The following is a 6,639-nucleotide window of genomic DNA, read 5'->3' as shown; positions in this document are numbered from 1 at the left end:
CAGAAGACGGCATACGCGATAGCTGTTATAGTCTCGTGGGCTCGGAGATGTGTATAAGAGACAGGCTCTACATCGCCGACGATCTGGCGGCGGGCCGGCTGGTCACGCCTTTCGCGCTGGCCGTGCCGATGGGGCGGGCGTGGTATCTGGTCTCGCGCCCGGCGCGGCACCGGGAGCCGGGCTTCACCGTCTTCCGGGACTGGCTGCGCGCCGCCGTTGGATCGTCAGACCCCGAAAAGAAAAGACCGCCGGAGCGTGCCCCGGCGGTCTGAAGTCGCACTTTGGAGAAACGTCACTCGGCGGGACCACGCGCACGGCGCGGCCTGCCGATTGGGTTTCAAAGGATAACCGAACGAAAACACTTATACTAGTATATCACTGAGCGCGCAAGCCTTTTCGCTCACATGACGGCGCCCATCTGCCAGGGCGTGAACTCGTCGGAGCCGAAGCCCAGCTCCTCGCTCTTGGTCTTCCGGCCCGAGGCGGTGTCGAGGATGAGCCGGAAGATCGCCCGCCCGACCTCCTCGATGGTGGCGTCGCCGGTGGCGATGGGGCCGCAGTCGATGTCCATGTCGTCGGGCATCTTGCGGAACAGCGCCGTGTTGGTGGCGAGCTTCAGCGAGGGCGTCGGCTTGCAGCCGAAGACGGAGCCCCGGCCCGTGGTGAAGCACAGCACGTTGGCGCCGCCCGCCACCTGCCCAGTGGCCGACACCGGGTCGTAGCCCGGCGTGTCCATGAAGACGAGGCCCGGCCCGGTGATCGGCTCGGCGTAGCGCACCACCTCGACAAGGTTGGTCGTGCCGGCCTTGGCGACCGCGCCCAGCGACTTCTCCAGGATGGTGGTCAGACCGCCTTTCTTGTTGCCGGGCGACGGGTTGTTGTTCATCTCCCCGCCGCTGCGGCTGGTGTAGTCCTCCCACCAGCGGATGCGCTCGACCAGCGTCTCGCCGACCGCCGGGCTGACGGCGCGGCGGGTCAGCAGATGCTCGGCGCCATAGACCTCCGGCGTCTCGCTCAGCACCGCGGTGCCGCCGTTGCGGATCAGCAGGTCCACGGCGTGGCCCAGCGCCGGGTTGGCGGTGATTCCCGAATAGCCGTCCGACCCGCCGCATTGCAGCGCCAGGATCAGGTGGCTGGCCGGCACGGTCTCGCGCGTCACGTCGTTGACGCGGGGCAGCAGCGCGCGGATGCGCTCCACGCTCGCCCGCACGGTGGCGGCGGTGCCGCCGCTGTCCTGGATCGCCAGAGTCTGCAGGGTGTCGCCGACGGTCAGCCCTTCGACCTCGATCAGCTTGTCGATCTGGTTCACCTCGCAGCCGAGGCCGAGCACGAGCACGGCGGCGAAGTTCGGATGGCGGGCGTAACCGGCGATGGTCCGGCGCAGCGCGTCGATGGCGTCGCCCTGCGAGCCCATGCCGCAGCCGTAGGAATGGGTCAGCGCGACCACCCCGTCGATGTTGGGGTAGGCGGCCAGCGCGTCGCCGCGGAACTGGTCGGCGATCATCCGCGCGGCGGTGGCCGAGCAGTTCACCGTGGTCAGGATGCCGATGTAATTGCGGGTCGCCACGCGCCCATCCGGGCGGACGATGCCCTGGAAGGTGGCGCGCTCCGCCTCCGGCACGAGGTCGGTGGCGTGGACGTCGGCACCGAAGGCGTAATCGCGCTCGAAGCTGTCGCCCACGCCGATGTTGTGGACATGGACATGGTCGCCCAGCGCGATGGGGGCGGTCGCGAAGCCGATGACCTGGTTGTATTTGCGCACCGGTTCGCCGACCGCGATGGCCTGCACCGCGACCTTGTGGCCGGAGGGGATCGCGGTCCGGGCGACGACGCCGGTGTCGGGCAGGGGGGTGCCCTCCGGCAGGTCGGCGCCGGCAACGACGACGTTGTCCGCGGGATGCAGGCGGATGGTCAGCGATGCCATGGTGGTGGTCCTCTCATGGAGATTCCCTCCCCCTCTGGGGAGAGGGGCAGGGTGAGGAGGATGCGCGTGGCGGTACGTCCGGCAAAAGCGCAACCCCCTCACCCGGCGCCGTTGGCGCCACCCTCTCCCCGGAGGGGAGAGGGGTTTCACGTCAGAGCTTGTACGCCTTCTTGGCGAGGGTGTAGGCGAGATCCACCGCCACCTCCGCAGCCTCGTCCTCCTCCAGGCGGTGCTCGGCGACGAGGCGGGCCAGGAAGGCGCAGTCGATGCGGCGGGCCACGTCGTGGCGGGCCGGGATGGAGCAGAAGGCGCGCGTGTCGTCGTTGAAGCCGACCGTGTTGTAGAAGCCGGCCGTCTCCGTGATCATCTCGCGGTAGCGGCGCATGCCCTCGGGGCTGTCGTGGAACCACCAGGCCGGGCCGACGCGCAGCGCCGGGTAATGGCCGGCCAGCGGCGCCAGCTCGCGGGCGTAGCTGGTCTCATCCAGCGTAAACAGGATGATGGTCAGGTCGCGCTCGTTGCCGACGCGGTCGAGCAGCGGCTTCAGCGCCCGCACATACTCGGTGCCGGTCGGGATGTCGGCGCCCTTGTCGCGGCCGAAGCGCTCGAAGACGCCCGGATTGTGGTTGCGGAAGCTGCCGGGGTGGATCTGCATGACCAGCCCGTCGTCCAGGCTCATCTTGGCCATCTCGGTCAGCATCTGGCCGCGGAAGATCTCCGCCTCGGCCGCCGTGATGGTGCCGCGCAGCGCCTTCTCGAACAGCCGCTCGGCGTCGGCGTCGGACAGGTCGGCGGTGGTCGCGGTGGCGTGGCCGTGGTCGGTCGAGGTGGCGCCGCCGACCTCCTTGAAATACTGGCGGCGGTTGCGCAGGGCGGCGAGGTAGCCGGCCCAGGTCCCGGTGTTCTCACCGGACAGCGTGCCCAACGTCTCGACGTTGGCCTGGAAGCCCTCGAACTCCGGATCAACGACCGGGTCCGGGCGGAAGGCGGTGATGACGCGGCCCTTCCAGCCGCTCTCGCGGATGGCGCGATGATGCTCCAGCGTGTCGAGCGGGGACTCGGTGGTCGCCAGCAGCTCGATGTTGAAGCGCTCGAACAGGGCGCGCGGCAGGAATTCCGGCTTCTGCAGGCAGGCGTCGATCTGGTCGAAGATGCGGTCGGCGCTGGCCCCGCTCAGCCGCTCCGTCACGCCGAACACCGTCTCGAAGGCATGGTCCAGCCACATGCGCGTCGGGGTGCCGCGGAACAGGTGCCAGTTCTGGGCGAGCTGGCGCCAGATCTTGCGCGGATCGCTCTCCACCACCCCGCCGTCCCTGCGCGGCACGCCCAGGCTCTCCAACGTCACGCCCTGGCTGTAGAGCATGCGGAAGGCGTAATGGTCGGGCACCACGAACAGCGACGCTGGGTTCGGGAACGCCTCGTTCTTGGCGAACCAGGACGGGTCCGTGTGGCCGTGCGGGCTGATGATCGGCAGGTGGCCCACCTCCGCGTACAGCCGGCGCGCGATGTCGCGCTGCGTGGGATCGCTGGGGAAGAGGCGGTCGGGGTGGAGCATCGTTCATCTCCGGAATGAGGGATGCCGGACGGGGGTCCGGTGCCCATTTGAATGGGTGGTTCGGGTGTGGCGCGTGGCGCTGCGCCGGTCGTGCCCCGCATGTCGGAATATATTAATATATCAGTTCCGGATGCAAGGACTTTGTGCGTCCCGCCCACAATTCTGTCGGCAAGACGCGCAATTCAAGAGGGGCCGGTTCAATTAAGGCCGGTCAGAGGCGGCGCGAATCGTGGGCGGCGAAGTCCACGGCCCGCGGGCGGTACCCGCTGGTGAAGAGGGGGGAGGAGATCACCATGTCGGCGGTCGCCTCGTTGCAGGCCATCGGGATGTTGTAGAGCGTGGCGAGGCGGGTCAGCGCCTTCACGTCCACATCGTGGGGCTGGGCGGTCATCGGGTCGACGAAGAAGACGAGAAGGTCGATCCGGCCCTCCGCGATCATCGCGCCGATCTGCTGGTCGCCGCCCAGCGGACCGCTTTTCAGCGAGGTGATGTCCAGCTGGGGATGGGCCTCCCGGACCAGCCGGCCGGTGGTGCCGGTGGACCAGAAGACGTTCCCCTCCAGCGCGTGGATGTTGGCGCCGAGCCAGCCGATCAGGTCGGGCTTGCGGGCGTCGTGGGCGACCAGGGCGATGCGTTTGCGGTCCACGGTGACGGTCCTTGCGGCTGTGCGCTCCGCGGTGGAGCTTCATTCAATATACTAGTATACTGACGAGTGGCGCAACGCGCTTCCCGGTGGGACAAACTGGCGCGGAACCGGGGCGCCGCGCGGGGTGAAGGCGTTTGACCCACCCCGCCGGGTATTAGTATATTGCGATGAAGGGCGGACCGTCTGCGGCTTGAACCAGCGGGTTCGGCGCCGGCATCCCGGAGCACCGGCGCCCTTGAATCTTCCTGGCAGGAGCGGGTGTTGAAAAAGGCGGCGCAGACATCGACGGCGGATTCCGAACAGGCTGAGGGCGTCAAGACGCGGACCCGGCGCCGCACGGCGGCGGCGGTCGCCCGCCCGGCCCAGCGCGGCACCACCGTGGCCGCGACGATCTACCGCGACCTGCGCAACGAGATCGTCTCGCTCCGCCGCAAGCCGGGCGAGCCGGTCGCCGAGAAGGTGATCGCCCAGGATTACGGCGTCAGCCGCACCCCGGTGCGCGAGGCCGTTCTGCGTCTGGCGGACGAGGGGCTGATCGAGATCTTTCCGCAATCGGGCACCTTCGTCTCCCGCATCCCGCTGGGCGCCCTGCCCGAAGCCATCGCCATCCGCAAGGCGCTGGAGGAGGCGACCGTCCGCTACGCCGCCAAACGCGCCACCCGCAGCCAGATCGCCAAGCTGCGCGCCAACCTGGAACTCCAGCGCGAGATGGAGGCCGCCCAGAATTTCGAAGGCTTCCACCAGGCCGACGAAACCTTCCACGCGCTGCTGGCGGAAACCGCCGGCTATCCGGGATTCTGGAACCTGACGCAGCAGGTGAAGGTGCAGGTGGACCGTTACCGGCTGCTGACCCTGCCGGTGCTCGGCCGCGTCCCGGACGTGATCGCCGAGCATTCGGTCATCATCGAGGCCATCGCCAACAACGACCCGGAGGCGGCGGCGAAGGCCATCGACCTGCATCTGGACTATCTCCAGGTCACCATCGCCGACGCGCAGAAGGCCAACCCGCTCTACTTCACCGCCCCCTCGGAAGACGAGGCCGAGCCGGTCTGAAGGCTGCTCTGCGCTCTTGGCTTTGGACCGTGGCTGATTTCTAATATATCAGTCACGTTCCTCCCAACACCGCGCAAGACAGCCAGGAGACCGCGATGCAATCGCTCTACCGCGCCGATCCGGCCCGCTACACCGCCATGACCTACCGCCGCAGCGGGCGGAGCGGGCTCGACCTGCCGGCCATTTCGCTGGGGCTGTGGCAGAATTTCGGCGGCACCGACGTGTTCGAGACCGGGCGCGCCGTGCTGCGCCGGGCCTTCGATCGCGGCATCACCCATTTCGACCTCGCCAACAATTACGGCCCACCGCCGGGCTCGGCGGAGGAGAATTTCGGGCGCGTCCTGGCGACCGACTTCAAGGCCCACCGCGACGAGCTGATCGTCTCCACCAAGGCCGGCTACGACATGTGGCCCGGCCCCTACGGAAGCTGGGGCTCGCGCAAGTATCTGACGGCCAGCCTGGACCAGAGCCTCAAGCGGATGGGGCTCGACTATGTGGACATCTTCTACTCGCACCGCGTCGATCCGCGCACCCCGCTGGAGGAGACGATGGGGGCGCTCGACCACGCCGTGCGGCAGGGCAAGGCGCTCTATGTGGGCATCTCCTCCTACTCGCCGGAGATGACGCGGCGGGCGGCGGCGATCCTCAAGGATCTCGGCACGCCCTGCCTGATCCACCAGCCGTCCTACTCGATGCTGAACCGTTGGATCGAGGGCGGTCTGCTCGACGCGCTGGAGGAGACCGGGATCGGCTGCATCGCCTTCTCGCCGCTGGCCCAGGGCATGCTGACCACCAAGTATCTGAACGGCCAGCCCACCGACGCCCGCGCTGCCAAGGGCGGCACGCTGAAGGCGCATTTCCTGTCGCCGGAGAATCTGGAGCGCGTGCGCGCCCTGGACGCCATCGCCACGCGGCGCGGCCAGACGCTGGCCCAGATGGCCATCGCCTGGGTGCTGCGCGACCCGCGGGTGACCTCCGCCCTGGTCGGCGCCCGCAACGTCGAGCAGCTCGACAACTCGCTCGACGCGCTGAAGAACACCGCCTTCACGCCGGAGGAACTCGCCGAGATCGACCGCCACGCCGTCGATGGCGGGCTGAACCTTTGGCAGAACTCGTCGAACGCCGAAGCCGGCTGATCCGCCGAAAGCCGACATGAAAAGGGCTGCGCCGGGTATGCCGGCGCGGCCCTTTTTTCATGACCCTGCGGAGATCGCCTCAGCGCATGAGGAGGTGGGGGAGCCAGAGTGAGAAGGCGGGGACGTAGGTGACGAGGAGAAGGGTGACGAACAGCGCGCCGTAGAAGGGGAGGATGGAGCGCATGACCTGCCCGACGGAGATCTCGCCGATGGCGCAGCCGATGAACTGGGTGGTGCCGACCGGCGGCGTGTTGAGGCCGAGCGCGCAGTTGATCAGCATGACGATGCCGAACTGCACCGGGTCCATGCCGTACTGCATGGCGAT

The 6,639-nt window shown here is 68.2% G+C and carries 6 protein-coding genes and 1 pseudogene; 3 read left to right on the top strand and 4 right to left on the bottom strand.

Features of this window, described 5'->3' with window-relative positions; genetic code table 11:
* Window positions 1-272, top strand: a pseudogene (locus tag Q4I23_RS29015) (hypothetical protein); the annotation flags it as partial.
* A gap of 128 nt (window positions 273-400) precedes the next feature.
* Here the strand turns inward: Q4I23_RS29015 and Q4I23_RS29010 are convergent.
* From Q4I23_RS29010 to Q4I23_RS29000, 3 genes are all read right to left on the bottom strand, one after another.
* The gene (locus Q4I23_RS29010; RefSeq protein WP_498528512.1) at window positions 401-1,924 is read right to left on the bottom strand and encodes a UxaA family hydrolase; all 1,524 of its coding nucleotides are present in this window, start codon (window positions 1,922-1,924) and stop codon (window positions 401-403) included.
* Window positions 1,925-2,075: 151 nt separating this feature from the next.
* Window positions 2,076-3,479: a glucuronate isomerase gene (gene uxaC / locus Q4I23_RS29005; RefSeq protein ID WP_498528511.1), complete on the bottom strand. Its 1,404-nt coding sequence runs from the start codon at window positions 3,477-3,479 to the stop codon at window positions 2,076-2,078.
* 211 nt (window positions 3,480-3,690) lie between these two features.
* Window positions 3,691-4,125 (bottom strand): methylglyoxal synthase, encoded by a 435-nt coding sequence (locus Q4I23_RS29000; protein ID WP_014199988.1) that lies wholly within the window; start codon window positions 4,123-4,125, stop codon window positions 3,691-3,693.
* A gap of 261 nt (window positions 4,126-4,386) precedes the next feature.
* Between Q4I23_RS29000 and Q4I23_RS28995 the strand changes: the two genes are divergently transcribed.
* Window positions 4,387-5,178, top strand: a complete 792-nt coding sequence (locus Q4I23_RS28995; protein WP_119510253.1) for a GntR family transcriptional regulator — start codon at window positions 4,387-4,389, stop codon at window positions 5,176-5,178.
* Window positions 5,179-5,273: 95 nt separating this feature from the next.
* A complete protein-coding gene (gene mgrA / locus Q4I23_RS28990) occupies window positions 5,274-6,314 on the top strand; it encodes an L-glyceraldehyde 3-phosphate reductase (protein ID WP_454020609.1) in 1,041 nt (346 codons plus the stop codon).
* A gap of 79 nt (window positions 6,315-6,393) precedes the next feature.
* On the opposite strand, the gene Q4I23_RS28985 is transcribed toward mgrA, so the two are convergent.
* Window positions 6,394-6,639, bottom strand: a 246-nt coding sequence (locus tag Q4I23_RS28985) for a TRAP transporter large permease subunit (protein ID WP_498528510.1), incomplete at its 5' end; no start/stop codon positions are given.

The sequence above is a fragment of the Azospirillum sp. UFLA03-27 genome (genome assembly GCF_059803775.1).
The sequence above is the reverse complement of the archived record's forward strand: the minus strand, read 5'-3'. Positions and strand labels throughout refer to the sequence as shown.